Source organism: Nitrosomonas supralitoralis (assembly GCF_003011925.2).
Taxonomy (GTDB): Bacteria; Pseudomonadota; Gammaproteobacteria; order Burkholderiales; family Nitrosomonadaceae; genus Nitrosomonas; species Nitrosomonas supralitoralis.
The window spans coordinates 37,015-59,422 of the sequence record NZ_PXXU01000019.1 but is presented as its reverse complement, the minus strand read 5'-3'; the positions used below and the strand labels follow the sequence as shown (position 1 = coordinate 59,422).

Here is a 22,408-nt window from a genome sequence, read left to right as displayed (position 1 = left end):
TATTTAAACCTTGTATACCGCTTAGTGCGATTATAAAGCACATCACTAAGCTCATTGCCAGCATTCTTACACAACCACCACGGTCTGCTCTCATACTTGGGATATAAAAATCCGAACCATATGAAGCTAGAATGATAAAAATCAATTAACTGAAAGAATCAATCTAGTTTAACGGCATCACATTACTCCGGCACTGCTTGAAATCTCCATTAGTCCAATGACAAGATATAAGAAAGTGCCAAATTAGTTTTATAAGGCTTTCAGTAAATTTGCTTTTGTTACAATCCACTTGGATTGAACCTTTTTAGGTTCATAGCACTTCACACTAGCACTTCACACTAGCACTTCACACTAGCACTTCACACGATGTCAAGCATAGTGTTCATCATTACGAAAGCTCAATCCTATAGTAGGTCTTCGTATCCTATTGCTTTTCCTTACTGATACGTAGACAATAGCCGGAATTGGGGATAAAGCAGCCTCCCCGCCTCAAGACGACTTTCGTCCAAGGACTGCTCCTATATTGGATAATTAATTCCAAGGAGAAGCAATGGACGTATCAAAGCAACACGATTCTAATAATAATATATTGCCTGTGCAGGTTACTCTCTCGCAAGCTTTCTGGTATTGGTTAAAACTGGGTTTTATCAGTTTTGGTGGACCAGCCGGACAAATTGCCATCATGCATCAGGATTTAGTCGAACGTTTGCACTGGATTTCAGAACGGCGATTTCTGCATGCACTCAACTATTGTATGATGTTACCAGGCCCGGAAGCTCAACAACTTGCAGTATACATCGGCTGGTTGATGCACCGCACTTGGGGTGGAATTATTGCCGGAGTCCTGTTTGTATTACCTTCTTTGTTCATTCTGATTGCACTCTCGTGGATTTATATCGCATTTGGCGATGTTTCGCTGGTCGCCGGTTTATTTTATGGCATAAAACCGGCAGTAACCGCCATCGTAGTACAAGCTGTATATCGCCTTGGTTCACGCACACTTAAGAATAATCTACTATGGGCCATTGCAGCAGCTTCATTTGTTGCCATCTTCGCATTAAACGTTCCATTTCCGATTATTGTTGCCAGCGCAGCATTGATCGGCTATGTTGGCGGACGTATTGATCCAAATAGTTTTAAGGTAGGTGGCGGACACGGAACAACAAACAAGTCTTATGGCGCTGCGTTCATCGATGACCACACGCCAACACCAGAACATGCCCGCTTTCTTTGGTCACGATTAATCAAGGTGGCTATGATTGGTGGATTGTTATGGCTACTACCCATGACACTTCTGACTGCAAATTATGGATGGGATCACACCCTAACGCAGATGGGATGGTTCTTTACTAAAGCTGCTTTGCTAACTTTTGGTGGTGCTTATGCGGTATTACCATACATTTATCAAGGTGCGGTTGGGTTTTACGGATGGCTCACACCAGCGCAAATGATTGACGGTTTGGCACTCGGCGAAGCTACACCCGGCCCCCTGATCATGGTGGTGGCTTTCGTTGCGTTCATCGGCGGCTATGTAAAAGCCTTATTCGGTCCGGATATGTTATTTCTGGCTGGAACAGTGGCGGCAATTCTAGTGGTATGGTTTACATTCCTACCATCTTTCATTTTTATTCTCGCTGGCGGTCCTCTGGTGGAATCTACACACGGTGACTTAAAATTTACTGCGCCCCTAACTGCGATCTCGGTAGCTGTTGTTGGTGTCATCCTGAACTTAGCCATATTCTTCGGTTATTATGTTTTATGGCCGCAGGGTTTTACCGGCGCATTCGATTGGGCATCAGCTTTGATCACCCTAGTGGCTGCTATCGCACTACTTCGCTTTAAGCGCAATGTAATTGAAGTCATTGCGGCCTGTGCAGTCATTGGCCTGATCCTAAAGACCTTCCTGTGAGGTAATACTATGAAATGAATTACTCGTGAGTGTCCAAAAATTGATCGGATTGCTTGTCCTTGGTTGATAACCCGTTTTATCGACAAAGATCCTGAATTTTTGTTTGTTTCTGGCGATCGTGTAATAGCCGAAGCCGAAATTAGCGGGGCTATCCCATATGATGTGCCGAATGTAGAATTGTCTCATGTAGGTGATGAATGCAGTTTTGTTATGTTTCTAAAAAAATATGAATTAACAAATCCAGCACTACAGGATTTACTGGAGTTATTAGAAATTCCACTTCATTGAAAAATACGTATTAGTTGCACCTGAATCATGCTTCGATAATCCACCCTTTGCTATGCAAAGGGCGGATAAAAAACTATGGCTTGATGCTTCTCATCACTTGCTTAATATGTTTTTTGTTCGAGGATTTGAAGAGGATATCAAAATCGGAACCGTGATAACTGCTAAGCGATAAAACGCAATAGCTATAAAATATAATAGATTAATATCCAAACATAAATAACACTTGCTAGCTACTTATACAGCCTGATTTGTTCAATATCTGAATACAGCTGTCACTTTTTAAGTGCAGAAAGTTGCTCTTTCAATGATTTAATTTCCTCTTCCGCACGGATCTGTGGAGTAATATCATACTGCACCCCAAGGAAATAGAGCAGATTTCCGTGTGAGTCAAAAAGCGGAGACATCAGTAAGTGGTTATAAAACAATTCGCCATTCTTGCGATAGTTTCGCAGCACCACTTCTACGGATTCTTTATTTTTTATGGCTTCCCGGACTTGACTAACAGCTGTTTGATCATGTTCATTTCCCTGCAAGAAACGGCAGTTCTTGCCTACGGTTTCCTCCAATGTATAACCTGTTATGGCTTCAAATGCCTTATTGACATATACCAGGGGCAAATCCTCTAGATCAGGGTCAGCCAGTGATACTCCATTTACACATGAATCAAGAATCTTGGACAATACTTGTGGAATTAATCCAGGGTCTTTTTCAACGATAAAATCCATGATTTTCTCTCCAGGTTAATCAACTGTTGGCTAAATGCAAACTTTGCGATGATTGGTTATTTTGAACCAGCAATATCAGCTTCAATGAGTTTTTTGATGTTTTTTATGGTTCTCTCCGTTCCATCCTGAACCGCAATACGCACCAGTTTCTCAAAGGGTCGTACATGAAGATCCAAGCTTAGCAGTTCAAAAGAAAATGTTATTCTGCTTTCAGTCTCATTGATTGATTCCATCACATAATCGCATCGATAAGGATCGGATGTTCCTTTAAAACAAATTCGTTTACCGATATCAAAAGCTTCAACTTTAAAAGTTGATTCAGATCGATTACCTTGATCGACACGTACTTGCCGGCATATCGTCCCCAGTTGTATTGGGCCTTCAGTCTGTTTCTCCAATTCCTTAACTTCTGGCGACCATCGAGGGTAGTTAGCAAGCAGATCATTGCCAATAAAATTGAAAAGCTTATCTGCCGGGCTTTGAATAACTGTACTGGCCTTGCCGATTACAGGGCTATCTTTAAACAAACCAAGCATAAAATTTCTCCTGCGTAGTGTTTGCTAAACCAAGTAAGTATCGATACCTGACAATAATAAATCGTATTGAGCTTCTACAAGCTCTTTTATTGTCAGTGCTGGGATGCCGGTAATCAAATTTCCTTCCGAAACCAGCCAACCAACAGCATCCGAAGGTCCAATGCTTACGACGTAGCCTAATTCGTGGTGCATGTAGGGTTCAAGTAGCCCAGGAAAACCTGAATGTCTTAATATATTGCGTGCTACTAACTTTCCCTTACGTACGGCTGACTGTGCTGTCAGGGTATTTGATCCTAGCGATTGATAATGCGCACAGTCACCGGCGGCAAAAATGTTTTGCAAAGGCTTCTGATTAATTATAATCTGCCCAAAAGCGTTAGTCGTATATGCTTTTTGCCGATTCTTGCCCAAAAACAATATTGACATACTGGACGACAATTCAAACTGCTTCTTTGTTATCTTGTCGACTAACGAAATCTCAGCAGTATGCTGTTCACTGTAATATGTGTTAGGGTAAAAAGCAATCTCTAAATCACGCATACGAGATTCAGCATAAGCCCCGAAACCCTCAGGAAATTGTTCAAGCACATGCTCACCCGAATGAATCAAACGTAAATCTGTTTTATATTTTTTCCGAACCAGGAATTGCTTTATTTCGAAAAGAAACTGTATTCCGGTTGCGCCACCGCCCACGACAGAAATCACCTGTTTTGAAGTATTGTCTTGATCAAAAAAATTGTCCAACAAATCAGATCCATTGGCAGCAGTGAAATCATGCAAACTGAATACATTTGTTGAGTCCATAGCATCAACTGCGCTATTCTCGCACCCGGATGCAATGATCATATAATCAAAATTCAGAACTGCTTCATCATCAAGTATTATTTGTTTGTTTTTTTGGCAATTCTGCAACGTATTCTTATCAAAATTGACCGATGCCCGCACATGTTTGCATCCGAAACGATTTTCCAGATCACAAAATGAGAATAATAAATCTGTTATTGGGTACCTGAATGTTTCATGCAAATGGGTAATCTTCAGATGCTGCGCCCTGGGATCTATGAGTGTAATATCGGTATCTGGAGCAAATTGCAAAAGATTGGTTAATGCCGCAAGTCCTGCGTATCCTCCACCCACAATCACTACTTTCAGTTTTTTTTGTTTCGCTATATTAAAAGGCAAAAAAGCCACAACATCTCCTTATCTGATGCTATCAGGGAACAAAATCTCCCGCGTTATCGTTCTTTAATCTCAGCAAATCTCTGCAATATTTCTATTCATTGATACCACAGACTAGCACAGATATTACTTTGACAGATTCAATTCGAAACCAGTCACATTACAGATAAATTCATTGTGGAATAAGATTGATTTGCCAATTCTCTCTAGCCCATTGCCAGAAAGATGAAATATCACCCTTAATAATCTCCAGAGGAGGATCATGTCCCAAAAAATACAGCGCCTTGACTAATTGTGGCAATGCATTTGCGATTTCGATTGGCTCGGCGTTAGTTTGTTTACTGAGCTTTTCACCTGCTGCATTGGTAGCGACCGGAAGATGCATATATCGCGGCGTGTTATAGCCTAGCAAGTTCTGGAGAAATATTTGTCGCGGCGTAGAATCCAAAAGATCTGCACCACGCACAACATGCGTGATACCTTGCTCAGCGTCATCGACTACAACGGCCAATTGATAGGCATAAATACCATCCGCTCGGCGTAGCACAAAATCGCCAATCTCCGACTTGAGCGTTTGCGAATACATCCCCTTTAAAATATCTTGAAATTGGATTTGATTTTCATTGGTCCGAATACGCAGTGAATAGGGTTTGTCCAACGAAGGAGGATTTCTCAAGCACGCTCCCGGATAGATTGGACCACTTAAACCAATAATACTGGAATCTGCAATTTCTTTTCTTGAGCAAGTACATGGATAAACTAGATTGTGGCTCTCTAACCTATTAAGAGCTTCTCGATATACTTCAGAGCGTCGGCTTTGAAAAATAATTTCTTCATCCCATTCCATGCCTAGGCTCTCCAATGCAAATAGAATTTGACTTGTGGCTCCAGGAATTTCACGCTGGGAATCAATATCCTCAATCCTGACTAGCCACTTGCCATGATTAAATTTAGCATCGAGATAACTGCCTATAGCTGCAACCAGTGAACCAAAATGCAAAGGTCCAGTTGGTGATGGAGCAAACCGACCACGATAACTCTTTTCTATCAAATGATGGGTATTCACAAAAAGAAATTATTTTGAATTCAAAGAATACTACACTACTACACCGCACCACTATTACTAGCAAAATTTCGGCAACAACTCGCTCTATAGATGAATCATATGAACTATAATTTACAAATCAAGACAGTCTGTTGGTTTTTCTATTTCTTCTAATCGAGATTTTCTTTTAAGCTGGATCATGCACATTCATATACTTGGAATTTGTGGCACTTTCATGGGAGGGATAGCCGCCATTGCGCGGGAATCCGGATATAAAGTCACTGGATGCGATCAAGATGTTTATCCACCTATGAGCACACAACTTGAGTCTCAAGGAATAGAATTAATATCGGGCTATTCAATCGAACAAATCCAGCTTCAGCCGGACATATTTGTGATTGGTAATGTAATTACCCGCGGAAATCCATTGATGGAAGAAATTCTTAACCGGAATTTACCCTATATGTCCGGGCCACAGTGGTTATCAGAAAATATTCTGAGACATCGATGGGTTCTTGCCGTTGCGGGCACCCATGGCAAAACCACTACCAGTTCGATGCTAGCCTGGATACTCGATTACGCTGGATTAAATCCAGGCTTTTTGATCGGAGGAATACCCGAGAATTTTGGTCTATCTGCAAGAGTTGGAAATATACGATCAAAGCTTACCCAAGATCCCGAATCAGATTCAACTGAAGTTTCACCGTTTTTTGTTATCGAAGCGGATGAATATGATACGGCTTTCTTCGATAAACGCTCTAAATTTGTTCATTATCACCCCAGAACTGCGATATTAAACAACCTTGAGTTTGATCACGCCGATATCTTTCCTGATCTGCTAACCATCAAGCGGCAATTTCATCACTTTGTACGCATTATTCCCAATAACGGTTTGATCGTAATCAATGGAAAAGATGAAAATATTAAACAAGTCCTGACGCAGGGCTGCTGGACCCCGGTGGAGGAATTTGGAACTGAAGCTGGCTGGAGCGCTCAATTGCTCGCAGATAATGAAATGGATGTTTATTTTGAAGGCACCCATCAAGACCGTCTGTGCTGGGAATTATTAGGTGAGCATAACCGCATGAATGCTCTGGCGGCATTAATCGCTGCCAGACATGCTGGGGTGCCCGTCAAAACTGGAATTGCTGCATTATCAGAATTCAAGAATGTAAAACGTCGCATGGAGAAACGCGGCACTGTCAACGATATCACTGTTTATGATGATTTTGCACATCATCCTACCGCGATTCAAACAACACTAAATGGCTTAAGAGCACACATTGGTCAGGAAAGAATTATTGCGGTACTTGAACCACGTTCAAATACGATGAAAATGGGTGTCTGGAACGATTATCTTGCGCATAGTTTGCAGGAAGCTGATCATATTTTTTGCTTCACACGTGATTCGCAATGGGCAAAATCGACCTTGAGTGGATTAAATAATAAAGTCGATTGCCACGATGATTTAAATCAGTTAATACAAGATATCGCCGCGATCACAAAGCCGGGAGATCATATCTTGATCATGAGCAATGGCAGCTTCGGTGGCATTCATGATAAATTATTATCTGCCTTACATAAAAATCAATGAAAATCTGTTGCAGATGCCTACTCGCCTTCGAACTCACATAGTGCAAAGACGCTATGGCCCAGTTTCTCGAGACGCGCTCTCCCCCCAACATCCGGCAAATCGATCACGAAACAACATTCCACGATTTCTCCGCCCATATCTTCTATAAGTCCTGCTGCAGCTTCAGCAGTCCCCCCGGTTGCAATCAGGTCATCGATCAAAAGCACCTGATCTCCCGGTTGAATTGCATCTACGTGAATTTCAATACGGTCACTGCCATATTCCAGTTGGTAGTCTCTTCCTAATGTTTCTGCAGGAAGTTTATTTTGTTTACGAATAGGCACGAACCCCTTGCCTAATTGGTACGCGACTGGCGCACCAATGATGAAGCCACGCGACTCAATTCCAGCCACTTTATCAATCGTAACCACATCATAACGATTAGCAATCTCCTGTATTGTTGTATATAGCCCCAAAGGATCTTTTAACAGGGTTGTGATGTCACGAAACATGATTCCATGTCGTGGATAATGAGGAATGGTGCGAATACGAGATTTAATTGGCATATGTTCGGTTATAGTTAAACGATCAGGAAGGGAAAGTTCGATCTTCCTGCTAATAAAAAGACCTCAACCCATTACAGGTTGAGGTCTCTTAATGTGACTTCAACAACTATACTAAATCAATAAATCAGATTTTAGTGATCCATTGCAGCTTTAGCGTCAAAGCTTGCTGGAGCTTTAAGTTGGGTCATCAGATCATCGTTCCATTTTCCTTCAACGTTCATGTGCAGCGCAGCACCCAGCAATACAGCTTCAATCAGGTTGTGACTGAGGTATACATACAGACCTGGTTGATGAAATTCATAGGCTGCAGCAACTGCAGAACCAGCTGGAACAAACCAGGTTTCTTGGCTGGTAAGCGGAGTATCGCTGAATGAACCGCCTACCCAGTACAGATCAGCATGACCACCAATCAAATGCGGATATGAAGCGCGATTAGCTTGTGAATGGATAAACAGAACTTTCTCGCCCACCTTAGCTTTCAGTGCGTTGTCACCTGTAATTGCACCAACGGCGCCGTTGAATACTACGTGGGTTGGAATGAGTCCTTTAGACACTTCCAGCATATCTGCCATGCCTTCAGCTGGTGAGCCATAGGTTTTGAAGTTGCCTTTATCGTCTTTTGGCAGATAGAAATCTTGTTCGCCGATGTAATATGCTTTATCGTATTTGTAGGGTTTGCCTTTTGCGTCTTTCAGACCATCACGTGGCAATACCATAATGGCTCCGTTCATGCCAGAGATGACGTGGAATGGAATCATAGTTCCTCCGGGCGCACAATGGTATACAAATACGCCAGGTTTAACAGCTTTCCAGCGTAAAACCACTTCTTCACCAGGTTGTACCAATGTCAAACCAGCGCCACCCAGCGCACCGGTCGCTGCATGAAAATCCACATTATGTGCCAGCGTACTGGATTTTGGATTGGATAATGTCAATTCAACATAATCGCCTTCATGCACAACGATGAGTGGGGCGGGGATACTGCCATTGAATGTCATACCCCAGACTTTTGCACCTGGAGCAACTTCAACAAGTTTCTCTTCGAACGCCATATGTACTTCAACAATCTTTGGACCGCCTTTGGCAACCTGGTCGTGTACAGGTACATTTGGTGGGGCCACTAGTTGTTGTTTTACACGTGGTAATTTAGAAACGTCTTGTGCTGCTGCCACTTGGGTAGCAGCAAAACAAAGCAATCCCAGTCCTACAACTGCCTGAACAGCTTTAATCATATCTCCCTCCATAAATGATGTATTTTGCGCTTTTTTTATGCGCCATTCTTGATTTGTTGAGGCAATCTCGTAGCTTCAACACCTCCCCTTTTCTGAATCTCAAGAGTAAAGGGCAGTGCCCGAACTATACACTTTCTTCAATGCACTGTCTATTTTTGCACATCGTAAACTACTGAAATCTTTTTGATAAAGTCACAATACAAACAGGGGATTTTGACATTGCATTTAGAAATGGTGACCTATTTAACCTTGTAACAATTTAATTTCTGCAGCAGCTAAATTACCTTGTGTACCTCTAAGTACAATAATGTCACCGGCCTCAAGTCGCGTCTCGTCTGTTGGCATTAATCCGCGGATATTTCGTCTTCTAACCGCAGTTACTTCGACAGTCAAGCTGGTCAAATCAAGATCTCGTAAAGTTTTATTGATGGCTGCTGCGCCAGGGGTAATCAATATTGTCAGCAACCGCGGAAATAATTTTTCATGATCACTCTCCGTTTCATCATCTGCCCCATGGTAGAAGCCGCGCAATAAGCTGTAACGTTGCTCACGAATTTCTCGTATACGTCGCAATATACGGCCTGTAGATATATCAACAAACATCAATGCATGGGATGCCAGCATCAAGCTTCCTTCCATAATTTCCGCCACGACTTCTGTAGCACCCGCATCTTTCAACAAATCAATATCGGAATCGTCACGGGTTCGAACGACAACAGACAAGTCTGGCCGCAATTCTTGTACATGTTTCAGTATTTTTAAAGTTGAAATTGTATTGGAGTAACTCACAACCAATACTCTTGCACGCATCAGTCCTGCTGCAATTAAAACCTCACGTCGCGCTGCATCGCCGTATACAACTGACTCCCCAGCACTGGTAGCCTCATGAATTCGCTGCGGATCAAGATCCAAAGCAACAAACGGTATCGATTCTTGCTCAAAAATACGCGATATGCTCTGCCCGCTTCGCCCATAGCCGCAGATAATGACATGACTGTGCGTCACCATGGTTTGTGTTGCAATGGACGTTATTTGCATCGCGCGATGCATCCAATCTGAACTGTAAAAGCGATGAATCAATGGTTCGCTGTATTCAATCATGAATGGCGCAATAAACATTGACAGTACCATCGCTGCTAAAACAGGTTGAAGAATTGAATTTCCCACTAATCCTGCTGCGCTTGCTTGCGCCAGCAAAATAAACCCGAATTCACCAGCTTGTGCTAAATTTAATCCTGTTCTTATCGCCACACTGGACTCAGCGCCAAATAGGCGCGACAATCCGGAAATCACGGTGACTTTAAAAACAATGAGCATTATCAATATAATAAACACCCAAAGAAAGTTCTCAAAAACCACCCTCAAGTCCAGCAACATACCAATAGTCACAAAAAACAAGCCTAATAACACATCTCGGAATGGCTTTATATCGTCTTCAACTTGATAGCGATATTCCGTTTCTGAAATCAACATGCCGGCAAGAAATGCACCTAAAGCCAGTGATAAGCCTGCCAACTCAGTCAACCATGCCAATCCAAGAGTGATTAACAATACATTCAGAACAAACAACTCCGAAGATTTCTGCCTGGCGACTAAATGAAACCATGGGCGCATGAGCTTTTGCCCAATGAATAGAATAAATCCAAGAACAGCGGCTATCTTAAAAATTGCTATCGTCAGCATATAACTAAAATCGTTAGTATCCGCATCAACTTCAATCACCAATGCGGGAATGATAATTAGCAATGGAATGACCGCCAGATCTTGAAAAAGTAATACGCCAATCACTTGCCTTCCATGAGGAACATTAAGTTCCACCCGTTCTGCAAGCATTTTGCTTACAATGGCCGTAGATGACATGGCTAACGCCCCTCCAAGCACCAGACCAACCCGCCAATCTAATTGCAGTGCCCAAGCAATCATGATTACAACTAAAATCGTGATAGTCACTTGTGCCGTTCCAAAACCGAACACAATACGTTTCATGGCAATCAGTTTAGTCAAACTAAATTCAAGGCCAATACTAAACATCAGAAAGACCACACCAAACTCGGCCAGATGACGTGTTTCTTCGTTGTCTGAAATCCATCCTAGGGCATGCGGCCCTATACTGACACCTGCCAGCAAATAACCCAGTACTGGAGGTAAGCGCAAGAGCCGGAAAACGACCACGGCCAAAACTGCGATGGCCAATAAAATTAGAACCGGTTGCAGCGGATTAACCATGGCGAGTAAAAGTCATGAAGGGATACATGAAAATCATAAGATACTTCAGGATTGAGCTGATCACAATCTATTTAAGCCTTAGTGGTATAATTGCTCTGGTTCAATCATTTAAAGCAAAATGCCAGTACCTCATCTTTCCACAGCCCTGAACGGCCCTATTCTTGACCTCGAGAATCGCATCATTAATGCCATGCCAACCATCGAACATTGGATAAGGGGCAAATGGCGCGAGTACACCGTGCCGTTTTATTGTTCTGTTGACTTACGTAACAGTGGTTTTAAATTAGCCCCCGTTGATACCAACTTGTTTCCCGGGGGCTTTAACAATCTTAATCCGGACTTCATTCCTTTATGTGTGCAGGCGATGATGAATGCTATCGACAAGATTTGTCCGGACACGCATAGTTTATTGTTGATCCCAGAGAATCACACACGTAATATTTTCTATCTGCAGAATATTGCCACCTTGCAAAACATCATGCAACGAGCCGGACTGTATGTACGTATTGGCACCTTGTTGCCCGAAGTCACTACAGCAATCGATATTGATCTTCTAGATGGTCAGTCTATTAGACTTGAGCCGATTACTCGAAAAGACAATCAATTAAGTGTCGCAAATTTTGAGCCTTGTGCTGTGCTACTTAACAATGATCTATCAACGGGTATCCCTGAGATTTTGCAGAATCTGCATCAAATCGTGATTCCACCTTTGCATGCCGGTTGGGCAACACGCCGAAAATCTAATCACTTTGCCGCTTATGATCGCATTGCACTTGAATTTGCCAATCTGATTGATATTGATCCTTGGTTAATCAATCCGCGTTTTAGCTCATGCGGAGAAATCAATTTCCATGAAAAACAAGGAGAAGAATGCGTAGCAGCCGCTGTTGATCGAATTCTTTCAGTGATCAGGAAAAAGTATCAACAATATGGTGTCAAGGAAGACCCGTTCGTTATCGTCAAAGCCGATTCAGGGACTTATGGAATGGGAATCATGACTGTAAAAGATGGCTCGGAAATATATAAGCTTAACCGCAGGCAGCGGAATAAAATGGCCGTAGTGAAAGAAGGATTACAGGTCTCCCATGTGCTGGTACAAGAAGGCGTGTACACCTTTGAAACGATCAATCAGGCGGTGGCTGAACCGGTAATTTATATGATTGATCGCCACGTCGTCGGTGGCTTTTATCGAGTACATACCGGACGTGGCATTGATGAAAACTTGAACGCTCCCGGCATGCATTTTGTTCCTTTGGCATTTGAAACCACTTGCCTGGAGCCGAGCGCATCCCAATCGAACTTTATACCGAATCGCTTTTATGCTTATGGTGTTGTGGCACGCTTGGCGCTATTAGCCGCTGCACTGGAACTGCAACAAACCGATACTTCTGAAGTAGAATTAAGTACCGATCAAACTCCGGCATGAAGCTTGCCTTTATCATTGATCAACTGGATTCCATCAAAACTGACAAGGACACCAGCTATGCATTGATCTGTGAAGCCATTGCCCGAAACCATCAGATATACGTACTTTATCAACATGATATTGCATTGATCAATCATGTTGTTACAGGCTTCTCACGTGCGTTGTCACTGACCAACACATCGCCCCCGGATGGTCATTGGTACAAACTCAGTGATACTTCGGCAATCCCTTTGCGCGAATTTGACGCGGTATTGATGCGTAAAGATCCGCCATTCGATATGGAATATGTTTACAGCACGTACTTGCTGGAACTGGCTGAGACTCAGGGTGCCTGCGTAATTAACAGTCCCAAGAGTGTTCGTGATTACAACGAAAAGCTTGCCATTACTAAATTTCCACAATTTATTGTACCCACTCTAGTAACCAGCCAGGCGCATTTAATTAGAGAATTTCTTAGCACTCATCAAGACATCATCTTAAAGCCACTGGATGGCATGGGCGGTGCCAATGTGTTTCGTGTCCATCTTGCAGACTATAATATCAGCGTGATTCTCGAAATGTTGACTCACTATGGAACAAGAACCATCATGGTGCAACGCTTCATCCCTGAAATTGCTCAAGGCGATAAACGCATACTCCTCATTGCTGGCAAAGCGGTCCCTTTTGCTTTAGCGCGCATTCCAAAACTCGGTGAAACGCGGGGCAATCTCGCTGCAGGTGGTACAGGAAAAACACAACCATTATCTGCACGCGATAAGGAAATTGCAGATTCATTGAGCCCGGAACTGGCTAAACACGGTTTAATGCTGGTTGGACTGGATGTGATTGGCGACTATTTAACAGAAATTAATGTGACCAGTCCTACAGGAATGCAAGAGATTTCCAAGCAAACTGGATTTAATGTAGCGGCTATGATGCTGGATGCCATTGAAGAAAACTATGAATCAAGTAATGCCAAAAAGAAAGACATAAAAAGAATCCGGCAAGAACAATAACATGATCTGCACAGTTTGTAGAAAACTGCCCTCCTTTAAAGCTATTTCGAACACTCTTATTTTTTCGCTTTCTCCATCGAATTGAAGAACTGTTATTTCACATCAAACTTACCATAATTCTCCAATACAAAACTGAAGCTTATTAAAAATAAAAGTATTGCCTCAGTCATAAATCTATCAGTAAAATCCAATCTCAACTCATTCAGAAATATCCAATCATCATGCGCATCAATACAGTCCTTTATAAAACCATATTGCTTACTTGTCTGCTTTTTTCATCACCCCTTACACAGGCCAATCAAGTCGCTTGCTTTTCAACCAATATGGGGCAATTTTGTATGGAGCTTTTTGAAACGCAGACACCGATCACAACAGCAAACTTCATCAAATACATCAAAAGTGATGCCTATACCAATGGAATCTTTCATCGCAGCATGCCGGACTTTGTCATTCAAGGGGGCGGTTTTAAAATTATCTCTGCCGCCACTGGCGAATCGCTCACCGCCGTAAATACTTTTTCTCCGATCATCAATGAATTTAAAATTTCCAACACCCGTGGAACTGTCGCCATGGCAAAACTTGAAGGCAATCCCAACAGCGCAACCAGTCAATGGTTTGTTAACTTAAAGGATAATTCCTCAAATCTGGATAATCAGAACGGAGGCTTCACCGTATTTGGTCGCGTTATATTTGATGGAATGAACGTCATCGCTGCTATGGAAGCACTCCCCATAAGAAACCTGGGCGTCAACCTCCCTGCGACGCCATTGAAAGATTATGATGGTTCATCCGCTGTCCTGCTAAGTAATTTGGTGCGAATAAATCAAGTTGAGCTCTTTGATGCAGCGAGCATTTTCAGCCAAGGAATTCTGAGCTTTGCAGTGGATATAGGAACGGGCAATGCACTGGAAGTCAATTTGCGGTTGATTCAAGATAGCCCTTCGATTGTATTTGAACTCGCCCCAGACAGTGTGGTGTCGCTGGATAATAAACCGCTCAATATCGCCACTTTCTCGAGTGCAAATGGTCAATTACACATTCCATCGGCAATGATCAATGCATCTACCGTTATTAATAACGTGCAAATGCAATTAACTGATGCAGAATCATTTCAATTTACATTAGTCAGTTACGAATAATATTTCGATACAGAAACAAAAATAAGATAACTAATCAATCTAGAGTTAGAGCCCGTACTCTTCAATCTGATGCACGGGACATGATCGCTTGCTTTAATTTAAGTATCTCAGGTTGATTGAGTGTTTCTTTTTCCAATAGCTCCTGAGCAGTCTGATCCAGCAAGCCACGATTGGATTGAAGAATATTGACCGCACGTTCCAGAGCTTGATCGACCAGCATACGGACTGCAATATCGATCTTATTGGCAGTTTCTTCACTGTAATTTCGACTTTGTGGCATAGGAACATTCGGTTGTAGAAATGCCGATTGCTCCCGGTCATACGCCACGTTCCCCAAGGCCTCGCTCATACCATACCTCAACACCATGGCACGCGCAATATCGGTAGCGCGCATCAGATCATCTGCCGCGCCTGTGGATATTTCGTTAAACACGATCTGCTCGGATGCACGCCCACCCAGCAATACCGCCATTTTATTTTGCAACTCCACGCGGGTCATCAGATAACGATCTTCGATAGGACGCTGAATAGTGTAGCCCAGTGCGCCGACACCACGCGGAATAATGGATACTTTATGGACCTCATCGGTACCTGGTAACGCCAATGCCACCATCGTATGTCCAAGCTCATGGAACGCCACTACACGGCGCTCATCGGGATTCAACAGACGGTTACGTTTCTCCAAGCCTGCCACGATGCGTTCAATAGCATTATTAAAATCCGTCATCGCAACCGATGGCGCAGCACGCCGAGTCGCCAATAGCGTTGCCTCGTTGATAAGGTTTGCCAGATCCGCTCCGGTAAATCCTGGAGTTAGAGCAGCAACTTCTTCAATTTTAACGTCAGTGTGTAACTTTACTTTTTTCGCATGCACCTTAAGAATCTGCTCTCGTCCAATTTTATCCGGACGATCCACCAGCACCTGGCGATCAAATCGTCCGGCACGCAGCAATGCCGGATCAAGAATTTCCGGTCGATTGGTCGCTGCCAGCAGCACGATGCCACTGCTGGAATCGAAACCATCCAGTTCTGCCAGCAGTTGATTCAGCGTTTGTTCTTTTTCGTCATGCCCACCTCCCATTCCGTAAGCACCCCGTGCACGCCCCAAGGCATCCAGTTCATCAATAAAAATTATCGCCGGTGCCATTTGCCTTGCCTGTTCAAACAAATCTCGTACCCTGGCCGCACCAATTCCGACAAACATTTCTACAAATTCCGAACCAGAAATGGAGAAAAACGGCACACCCGCCTCACCCGCTACTGCGCGGGCCAATAAAGTTTTCCCAGTGCCTGGCGGTCCCACCAGCAAAATACCCTTCGGCGCTCGTCCGCCTAAACGACCATAATCCACCGGATTCTTCAAGAAATTGATAATTTCCACCAATTCCTCCTTAGCTTCATCAACTCCCGCCACATCATCGAAAGTCACCTTGGTTTCCTTTTCCACAAACACTTTGGCGCGGCTTTTACCGATCGACATCAATCCGCCTCCCATGCTGCTTCCCATACGACGAATCACAAACAGCCAGATTCCGACGAAAATCGCTGTCGGCACAATCCAGGACATTAAATCGCGCAGCCAGGTGCTTTGCACCACACCGGTATATACCACATGGTATTTATCCAGGATTTCCGCTAACTCAGGTTCCACTCGGGTAGTGACAAAATCCTTATACCCATCCGCATGCTTTTCCTTTAATGTTCCGAAAATGTGATTCTCGGTAATCGCAATCTCGGCTACCTGCCCCTGCTCCAAAAAATTCTGGAAACGACTATAGGGTATAGGCTCAACTTGAGTGTATTGCTTATACAAATTCTGCACCAACAGCAAAGACATTAATGCCATGGTAATAAACCAGAAGTTAAGATGCGTTTTTTTGTCCATTGATTGACTCCGAAATTTGGATTAGAAAATTCCCCAATTACATTGATGCAAGCAACGATAGAAGTTAATGCAATCCTGCATAAGTTTCCGCACTGTAACCCACTCCACTGCGAAGATGATAATATGGCGCCGTATGAAAAACTAACTTTTTCTTGGAACTATAAACAAACCTGAATAAGTCTCATAACTCAGCCAATTCAATTTACACCGTTAATATATACGGGCACGCCCTTGAAAACGAAGATTTATTCGGTTTCGCGGCAAAAAAACAGTTAAAACACTCCGTCGCAAACAAGCGAAGTATCAACTGCTATTTTCAATCTGCTGGTTTTCATTGTTAAGAAACAGTCATGATTTTAACTGTGTCGTGACAACAACAGTGACATTAGAATTAGACCCCGAGTTCGAATTGTCGGCAGATGCTGGGTCCTTAGCTAATCTTGAAGTATTAATAGTTATCACTAAATTAAAACTTAGATAATTAGTAAATTTAAAGCCTATATGAGGTCGATGATTGATCGTATCTGTTCATAGATAAAAGCTTAATTTAAGCCATATTTCACACTTATTGAGCACTCGTTTTCGCCCCATGACTGATATCAAATCTCGTGGTCTATTTAGGCGTTGCTAAATTCCAGATAAATTCACAAAAGGTAAAAATTTATCCAGAGCCTTCCAAACCTTGAAAATAACGGCAGAAACCACATGTTATTAATGGAGTTATATCAACGCAATATGATATCAATAGCATTTCTACAAATACTTGTTATGTGGAGGTTGATAGCGATGATCAGAGAACTTTCTTTTGGCGATGATGAATTTTATTCTGCCCATGAGTTGGATGGAGAAGAAGATGCAGTGGCAAACAGCAAAATTCCATCCAGTTATTTAGCAAAAATTATTGACGAATTTGGAACTATCAAAAATGACTTTGATGATAATGAATTCGAAATCGTCAAAAAAGACTTTGGCGACAGTGATTATGAAGAGGATGATATTACGCTTGATTCGTTAGGATTGCGCTAGGTTCTCAGGGTATGTAATTGCTCTGCTGCATGAATACTCGAACCATTCATCAGTGAAGTCTTTGCGTGCTACTGCATAACTTAACGGCTTGTTCTTGAAACAATATAGCGAACTTCAACGGCTAATTTATTCTATTCTAAAAAATAAAGCTGTTTTTGGTGTATATTAACTAACTGGCGCATAGAGTGTAGCGGCTTGTATTCCCAGATTTTATATAACCCTACACAATATTTTTATGTATTGCCCGCCAAATGTGCTAAACCGTACATACCTTTATGAGGATGACAAGTCATTATTCATGGCTCACATTAAAACGAAAATACAAGGAGAATCATCATGAATGAATTAAAAGCCTTAACATTAGCAATCACTATGTGCGCAGCTTTTTATGCAGGGAATGTACTTGCTTTCGATAAATCTTTTCATCCAAATCATCAGTTTGTCGATCAAGAAAGCATTGGGCCCAATTATGAAACCGGTTATATTCTCGATAAAGAAAAAGCTGCAAAAACAAAAACTGCAGAAGAATATATGCAGCTTCCTTCGGAAGAAGTAGTTCCCAGCGATCCTACGCCCAAGAATTCAAATATCCCTAAGGGAGCAGAGCGCAGATTAACTCCGGCCATATAACGGATTCTTAGCACTGATGTTTTGCAGTGTAAAAAAAAGCTCCCCCGCAACCTGTTGCGGGGGAGTAATTGCATCTTCACAATTTATCTCGAGTGACGAATAACTGGCTGTGGCAGTATCAGATCGAATCATGCGCGCAGACTTTCCCATAGTTTCTGTAGTCGTTTAACCGATACTGGATAGGGCGTTTTCAATTCCTGTGCGAACAAAGACACTCGCAATTCTTCGATTTGCCAGCGAAATTCCCTTAAATTTTCATCTACACGTTCAATTTCCCGGTGTTTTTCTAATCGTTGTAAATACTTTTGCCAAAGCGCATTCACTTCAAGGCTATTGTGCTCATCACGCACGGGGTTTGCGGATAATTTCTCAATCCGCAATGTCATCCCCTTCAGATAACGTGGAATCTGCAGCAAGCAGTTCCAGGGCGTATGACTGACAAATCCAAGGTAAATCAGATTTTCAAGTTGCACGTTTAGTTCGTTTTTTGCTTTATTGATCCGGATATTGGAAAAATTCTCTGATAGAGTTTGATACTCACGACCTATCTGCTGCAGCAAACGTGCCAGAGTGGTGGCAACATCCGGAAGTCGGTTCTTGGCGCGCTGTCTTTGTGCAATGAATGCTGATTCTGTGCGTGGAAGTAAATCATCACTCAATAGTGCGTGATCCATGATGGCATTCAACATATCCTGTTTCAGGTCGCCCGGATTTATCCGGGTTTTCAGTTGCATGCTGATTTCTCTTAATCCCGGCAGATTTTTTTCCAATTGTTTGAGTTGGTCTTTCAGCGCTAAACATAACAACCGTCTAATACCCGAACGCATCGCAGTTTCAGCCGCTTCTTGCGTGTCAAACAATCGGATGGCGACACTATCGGTGTGATCAATCAACGCCGGATAACCTGTCAATTGTTGGCCATTTCGCTTAAATAATATTTCATCGGGCAAATCGCCAAAATCCCATTGCGTTATCTGCTCACGCTCAATAGAATTTTTTTCGCTCTCGTCGTCACGCTGCACAAAAGTCATTTGCGCCGCTTTACCGAGTCGCCCCTGCAATTCATTAAGATCTCGATTCATGGCCAGTTCTTGTCCGGCATCATCGACTACTCGAATATTCATCAATAAATGAATTGGAATATCGTTGTTTTGCCAAACCTCGGACGGAACCGTCAAGGTGGTTTCTTTTAGCACAAACTTTTCTAATGCTTCCGGCAACGTAAGCACATGCAAAGCTTTTGAATGGCTTTCCAAAAATTTGGTGACTGATTCCGGAAGCGGCACAAGAACACGGCGAATTTGTTTGGGTAGCGCCTTCAAATACCAGGTAACCTTCTCACGAATTAAACCGGGCACCAGATAATCCAACTGTTTGCCATCCAAGCGGTTTAATAATGGTAGCGGTACAGAAACAGTAACCCCATCCAATATATGACCCGGTTCAAAGCGATAGGCAAGTGACAACACGCTACCATCCGGCAAAGTCATGCACTCAGGAAACTGCACTTCGGTCACATGATCGGCCTGGTGACGCATGAGTAATTCGCGTTCCAAATAAAGCAACCGTGGATCCTGCTGCTCAGCTTGCTTGCGCCATTTCTCGAATCCAGCACCGTTGGTTACTTGCTGCGGAATTATGGCATTGAAGAAGGCAAAAATTTCCTGTTCATCGACTAATATGTCCTGCCTGCGCGTTTTATGCTCCAATTCCTCAATTTCCTGAATCAATGTCTGATTATGTTGAAAAAAAGGCGCTTGTGTTACAAGTTCTCCTGCCACTAACGCCGAGCGAATAAAGATCTCGCGTGCTTCTTGCGGATTAATGACCCCATAATGAACCGATCGTTTGGGAACAATAATCAAGCCATACAACGTTACTTGTTCAAAGGCTACGACCTGCGCTCGCTTCTTTTCCCAATGCGGATCAGAATAGTGTCTTTTGCACAAACTACCGGCAATTCTTTCCAACCAGGCCGGATCAATTTTTGCCGCGCAGCGCGCATATAATTTACTGGTTTCGATCAACTCCGCTGCAACGATCCACTTGGCTTTACCTTTTCTCAACACAGAGCCGGGAAAAATCGCAAACTTGATGCCACGAGCCCCGAGATATTCCCCATCTTTCTCGGTTTTAAACCCGATATTGCCGAGCAATCCAGCGAGTAGCGCGCGATGAATTTCATCATAGCCCGCGGGTATCTGGTTGGGCCTAAAACCGAACTCTGTCATCAACGCATGCAGTTGACCATGAATCTCGCGCCATTCACGCAAGCGTCGATAGGATAAAAAATTTTCACGACATTGGGCGATCAGCTTGCGAGTTGATTTCTTATGATTTAATAATTCATCAAAGAAATCCCAAAGCTTCAGATAGGAAAGAAAATCCGAGCGCTCGTCCTGAAAGCGTCGATGCGCTTCATCGGCTGCCGCTTGCTGATCAAAGGGTCTGTCCCGTGGATCTTGCAGACTTAAGGCCGAAGTAATGATCAGTATTTCGTGCAGGCAATTTTCTTGTTTCGCCGCTAAAATCATACGGGCGATTTTGGGATCAATCGGAAATTTAGCCAATCGCCAGCCGATCTCGGTCAGCTGTCTTTTCTCATCGACGGCACCCAGTTCCGCCAGTAATTGATAACCATCGGCAATCATGCGTGGCGCTGGCGCTTCCAGAAATGGGAAGCTCTCCACTTCGCCAATTTTCAGCGATTTCATCCGCAGAATAACGGCTGCCAACGAAGAACGCAGAATTTCCGGATCAGTATATCGCGCACGCGCCTCAAAATCCTGCTCTGAATACAAGCGAATACAAACGCCATTCGCCACCCGTCCACAGCGCCCTGCCCTTTGATCAGCCGATGCACGGGAAATTTTCTCGACCAGCAATTGCTCTACTTTATTGCGATAGCTATAGCGATTCACACGCGCCCACCCGCTATCAATCACGTAATGAATGCCAGGAACCGTCAATGAAGTTTCAGCCACATTGGTCGCCAGCACGATGCGACGATGATGACTATTCAATTGAAAAACCCGTTCCTGCTCGGCAAACGATAAGCGTGCAAACAAGGGTAAGATCTCAATCCCACTGCGCAAGCGTTCAAAATGATGTTTGCGCAACGTTTCTGCCGTCTCTCTGATCTCGCGCTCACCCGGAAGAAAAATCAGAATATCGCCCGAGCCCAACGCCACCAATTCTTCAACCGCATGGATGATGCCGCGTTGCATATCGCTATCTTCCTCATCATCGGTGTGCAACGGGCGATATAAAATGTCTACCGGATACAAACGTCCGGTCACTTCAATAATAGGCGCATCATGAAAATGCTGTGAGAAGCGTTGCGCATCAATCGTGGCAGAAGTAACGATGAGCTTAAGATCGGGCCTTTGGGGCAATAGTTGTTGGATATAACCGAGTAGAAAATCAATATTCAGACTGCGCTCATGGGCTTCATCGATAATCAATGTATCGTAGGCTTGCAACAGCGGATCGCCTTGCGTTTCCGCCAGCAGAATCCCGTCCGTCATCAATTTGATATAACTATTCGGGCTGATTTTGTCCGAGAAACGCACTTTGTAACCAACTGCCTGACCCAACGGACTATTGAGCTCAGCAGCAATCCGTGCGGCAACCGTTCGGGCTGCGATACGGCGTGGCTGAGTGTGCCCGATGAGTCCATTCACACCCCGCTTCAATTCAAGGCAGATTTTAGGAATTTGCGTGGTTTTACCCGAACCGGTTTCGCCGCAAATGATCACGACCTGATGATGCTCGATTGCATCCTTGATTTCTTCACGCCGGAGATTAACCGGCAGATCTTCTGCATAAGCAGGAGTCGGAAGATTGGCAAGCCGCCTGGTGATGATATCGGGAGAGAATTTTTTCATAGAAATATCAATTGCATGCTTGGACCAATTCGCAGGCAGATGATCAATACAATTGATCCGGTGCGGAGGATACTGCAAGCAATAACGTCCAATTTTCTGTGGTTTATCTATAATGATTGCAGAATTTTTTCCCTTACTAAA

At 43.3% G+C, this 22,408-nt stretch carries 17 protein-coding genes; 8 read left to right on the top strand and 9 right to left on the bottom strand.

The features are described 5' to 3' along the window. Positions 1-550 precede the first annotated feature (550 nt). Together chrA and C7H79_RS07975 are read left to right on the top strand one after the other, a co-directional pair. Complete coding sequence (chrA, locus tag C7H79_RS07980) at positions 551-1,909, top strand: chromate efflux transporter (RefSeq protein WP_106706758.1); 1,359 nt, start codon at positions 551-553, stop codon at positions 1,907-1,909. Between the two features lie 18 nt (positions 1,910-1,927). After that, positions 1,928-2,197 (top strand): chromate resistance protein ChrB domain-containing protein, encoded by a 270-nt coding sequence (locus C7H79_RS07975; protein WP_374058002.1) that lies wholly within the window; start codon positions 1,928-1,930, stop codon positions 2,195-2,197. 272 nt (positions 2,198-2,469) lie between these two features. Here the strand turns inward: C7H79_RS07975 and C7H79_RS07970 are convergent, their stop codons facing one another. The 4 genes from C7H79_RS07970 to gluQRS form a co-directional block, all read right to left on the bottom strand. Then, positions 2,470-2,922 carry a PAS domain-containing protein gene (locus tag C7H79_RS07970; protein ID WP_106706757.1) on the bottom strand — a complete coding sequence of 151 codons (453 nt, stop codon included), beginning with the start codon at positions 2,920-2,922 and terminating at the stop codon, positions 2,470-2,472. Positions 2,923-2,978: 56 nt separating this feature from the next. Next, a complete protein-coding gene (locus C7H79_RS07965; RefSeq protein WP_106706756.1) occupies positions 2,979-3,458 on the bottom strand; it encodes an SRPBCC family protein in 480 nt (159 codons plus the stop codon). 24 nt (positions 3,459-3,482) lie between these two features. Further along, a complete protein-coding gene (locus C7H79_RS07960; RefSeq protein WP_106706755.1) occupies positions 3,483-4,649 on the bottom strand; it encodes an NAD(P)/FAD-dependent oxidoreductase in 1,167 nt (388 codons plus the stop codon). A gap of 160 nt (positions 4,650-4,809) precedes the next feature. Next, on the bottom strand, positions 4,810-5,703 hold the full coding sequence (gene gluQRS / locus C7H79_RS07955; protein ID WP_106706754.1) for a tRNA glutamyl-Q(34) synthetase GluQRS: 894 nt from the start codon (positions 5,701-5,703) through the stop codon (positions 4,810-4,812). A 178-nt stretch (positions 5,704-5,881) separates the two neighbouring features. Between gluQRS and mpl the strand changes: the two genes are divergently transcribed. Next, on the top strand, positions 5,882-7,276 hold the full coding sequence (mpl, locus tag C7H79_RS07950; RefSeq protein WP_106706753.1) for a UDP-N-acetylmuramate:L-alanyl-gamma-D-glutamyl-meso-diaminopimelate ligase: 1,395 nt from the start codon (positions 5,882-5,884) through the stop codon (positions 7,274-7,276). 17 nt (positions 7,277-7,293) lie between these two features. Here the strand turns inward: mpl and C7H79_RS07945 are convergent, their stop codons facing one another. The 3 genes from C7H79_RS07945 to C7H79_RS07935 form a co-directional block, all read right to left on the bottom strand. Then, the gene (locus tag C7H79_RS07945) at positions 7,294-7,821 is read right to left on the bottom strand and encodes an adenine phosphoribosyltransferase (RefSeq protein WP_106706752.1); all 528 of its coding nucleotides are present in this window, start codon (positions 7,819-7,821) and stop codon (positions 7,294-7,296) included. Positions 7,822-7,952: 131 nt separating this feature from the next. Continuing rightward, positions 7,953-9,053: a copper-containing nitrite reductase gene (gene nirK, locus C7H79_RS07940; protein WP_106706751.1), complete on the bottom strand. Its 1,101-nt coding sequence runs from the start codon at positions 9,051-9,053 to the stop codon at positions 7,953-7,955. A 243-nt stretch (positions 9,054-9,296) separates the two neighbouring features. Further along, the gene (locus C7H79_RS07935) at positions 9,297-11,279 is read right to left on the bottom strand and encodes a monovalent cation:proton antiporter family protein (RefSeq protein ID WP_106706750.1); all 1,983 of its coding nucleotides are present in this window, start codon (positions 11,277-11,279) and stop codon (positions 9,297-9,299) included. A 118-nt stretch (positions 11,280-11,397) separates the two neighbouring features. Here C7H79_RS07935 and gshA point away from each other — a divergent pair, with 118 nt between their 5' ends. From gshA to C7H79_RS07920, 3 genes are all read left to right on the top strand, one after another. Continuing rightward, a complete protein-coding gene (gene gshA, locus C7H79_RS07930) occupies positions 11,398-12,705 on the top strand; it encodes a glutamate--cysteine ligase (protein ID WP_106706749.1) in 1,308 nt (435 codons plus the stop codon). Beyond that, positions 12,702-13,700, top strand: coding sequence for a glutathione synthase (gshB, locus tag C7H79_RS07925; protein ID WP_106706748.1), 999 nt, complete (start codon positions 12,702-12,704; stop codon positions 13,698-13,700). The genes gshA and gshB overlap by 4 nt, the downstream gene beginning before the upstream one ends. Positions 13,701-13,921: 221 nt before the next feature. Beyond that, positions 13,922-14,839, top strand: coding sequence for a peptidylprolyl isomerase (locus C7H79_RS07920; RefSeq protein WP_106706747.1), 918 nt, complete (start codon positions 13,922-13,924; stop codon positions 14,837-14,839). 61 nt (positions 14,840-14,900) lie between these two features. Here C7H79_RS07920 and ftsH read toward each other — a convergent pair whose 3' ends face one another. Continuing rightward, the gene (gene ftsH / locus C7H79_RS07915; RefSeq protein ID WP_106706746.1) at positions 14,901-16,724 is read right to left on the bottom strand and encodes an ATP-dependent zinc metalloprotease FtsH; all 1,824 of its coding nucleotides are present in this window, start codon (positions 16,722-16,724) and stop codon (positions 14,901-14,903) included. Positions 16,725-17,510: 786 nt separating this feature from the next. Between ftsH and C7H79_RS07910 the strand changes: the two genes are divergently transcribed. Then, entirely contained in the window at positions 17,511-17,750 is a 240-nt protein-coding gene (locus C7H79_RS07910) for a hypothetical protein (RefSeq protein ID WP_106706745.1), read from the top strand. 336 nt (positions 17,751-18,086) lie between these two features. Beyond that, positions 18,087-18,380: a hypothetical protein gene (locus tag C7H79_RS07905; protein ID WP_106706744.1), complete on the top strand. Its 294-nt coding sequence runs from the start codon at positions 18,087-18,089 to the stop codon at positions 18,378-18,380. A gap of 128 nt (positions 18,381-18,508) precedes the next feature. Here the strand turns inward: C7H79_RS07905 and hrpA are convergent, their stop codons facing one another. Further along, positions 18,509-22,267: an ATP-dependent RNA helicase HrpA gene (gene hrpA, locus C7H79_RS07900; RefSeq protein WP_106706761.1), complete on the bottom strand. Its 3,759-nt coding sequence runs from the start codon at positions 22,265-22,267 to the stop codon at positions 18,509-18,511. Positions 22,268-22,408 lie beyond the last annotated feature (141 nt).

Coding starts and splice junctions, on each gene's coding strand:
- C7H79_RS07905 (WP_106706744.1), top strand. CDS start 18,087: ATGAATGAATTAAAAGCCTTAACATTAGCAATCACTATGTGCGCAGCT.
- gshB (WP_106706748.1), top strand. CDS start 12,702: ATGAAGCTTGCCTTTATCATTGATCAACTGGATTCCATCAAAACTGAC.
- hrpA (WP_106706761.1), bottom strand. CDS start 22,267: ATGAAAAAATTCTCTCCCGATATCATCACCAGGCGGCTTGCCAATCTT.
- C7H79_RS07965 (WP_106706756.1), bottom strand. CDS start 3,458: ATGCTTGGTTTGTTTAAAGATAGCCCTGTAATCGGCAAGGCCAGTACA.
- C7H79_RS07935 (WP_106706750.1), bottom strand. CDS start 11,279: ATGGTTAATCCGCTGCAACCGGTTCTAATTTTATTGGCCATCGCAGTT.
- C7H79_RS07920 (WP_106706747.1), top strand. CDS start 13,922: ATGCGCATCAATACAGTCCTTTATAAAACCATATTGCTTACTTGTCTG.
- nirK (WP_106706751.1), bottom strand. CDS start 9,053: ATGATTAAAGCTGTTCAGGCAGTTGTAGGACTGGGATTGCTTTGTTTT.
- ftsH (WP_106706746.1), bottom strand. CDS start 16,724: ATGGACAAAAAAACGCATCTTAACTTCTGGTTTATTACCATGGCATTA.
- C7H79_RS07945 (WP_106706752.1), bottom strand. CDS start 7,821: ATGCCAATTAAATCTCGTATTCGCACCATTCCTCATTATCCACGACAT.
- C7H79_RS07910 (WP_106706745.1), top strand. CDS start 17,511: ATGATCAGAGAACTTTCTTTTGGCGATGATGAATTTTATTCTGCCCAT.
- C7H79_RS07970 (WP_106706757.1), bottom strand. CDS start 2,922: ATGGATTTTATCGTTGAAAAAGACCCTGGATTAATTCCACAAGTATTG.
- mpl (WP_106706753.1), top strand. CDS start 5,882: ATGCACATTCATATACTTGGAATTTGTGGCACTTTCATGGGAGGGATA.
- gshA (WP_106706749.1), top strand. CDS start 11,398: ATGCCAGTACCTCATCTTTCCACAGCCCTGAACGGCCCTATTCTTGAC.
- chrA (WP_106706758.1), top strand. CDS start 551: ATGGACGTATCAAAGCAACACGATTCTAATAATAATATATTGCCTGTG.